Annotated in this window: 1 protein-coding gene; it reads right to left on the reverse strand. The window is 66.7% G+C overall.

Annotated elements, in window-relative coordinates; translation table 11 throughout:
- Window positions 1-63: 63 nt before the first annotated feature.
- Window positions 64-1030: RNB domain-containing ribonuclease (locus JCM25156_RS17955; RefSeq protein ID WP_025814236.1), on the reverse strand; the 967-nt coding region annotated here is incomplete at its 5' end.

Consider the following 1030-nt stretch of genomic DNA (forward strand, 5'->3'; position numbering starts at 1 on the left):
TCGGCGTGGTCTCGCCCCCCCTGCCGATGGGGCGCAGTATGATGGCCGCGAACTGGCGGCGTGTCATGCCCGCCGCCTCCACCGCGGCGGCGAGGCATCGGGAAGTGCCAGCAGGACCGTTCCCCGGATGGCGCATGTTTCTTCTATCCGTACGCGCAGGGCCTGACCGGGCCGGAATACCATGGTCTTGTCGTATGACTGCAATGTCTGCGTTTTTTCGTCGTGATGCCACTGATCTTCCGGCAGGGCAGACATGGGCAGCAGGGCGGATGTGCCGGTCGCGTCCAGCACCATGAAAATACCGAATCGCGACAGGCTCGATATATGCGCCTCCATGACCGTACCCACGCGGGTCTGGAGCCATGTGGCGGCGTAGCGTTCCAGCGTGTCACGCTCGGCCTGCGCGGCGCGGCGTTCGGTCCGGGTGATGGCCTGTCCGGTTTCCTCCAGCGTGGCATGATCCGGCGCGGGGCCGGGCTCCAGCCCGGTGGCGACCAGCAGGGCGCGATGGGTCAGCAGGTCGGCATAGCGGCGGATGGGGCTGGTGAAATGGGCGTAAGCCGGCAGGGACAGGCCGAAATGCCCAACCGGTTCCGGGCTGTATTCCGCCTGGTTCTGGGCGCGCAGGATCAGTTCGTTCACCAGCCCGGCCTGATCGGTATTGCTGACCTGACGCAGCACGCGGTCCAGATCGGTCGCGTGCAGCGCGCCTGTGGCGGGCAGGGATAACCCCATCATGTCCAGCGCACGGCGCAGGTTTTCCAGCCGTTCCGGCGCGGGGGGCGCGTGAATCCGGTAAAGGCAGGGGATATGCCGCCCCTCAAGATAATGTGCGGCGGCGACATTGGCCGCGATCATGAATTCCTCGACCAGCCTGTGACTGTCGAGACGGACTCGCGGCCGGATGGCCGCGATCTGGCCGCGTTCGTCAAGGTGGACCAGACGCTCGGGCAGTTCCAGATCCAGCGTGCCGCGTCGCGCCCGCGCCCGTGACAGGCAGGCCCATGCCCCGAACAGGCTGTTCAGCAGG

The organism is Komagataeibacter kakiaceti JCM 25156, assembly GCF_000613305.1.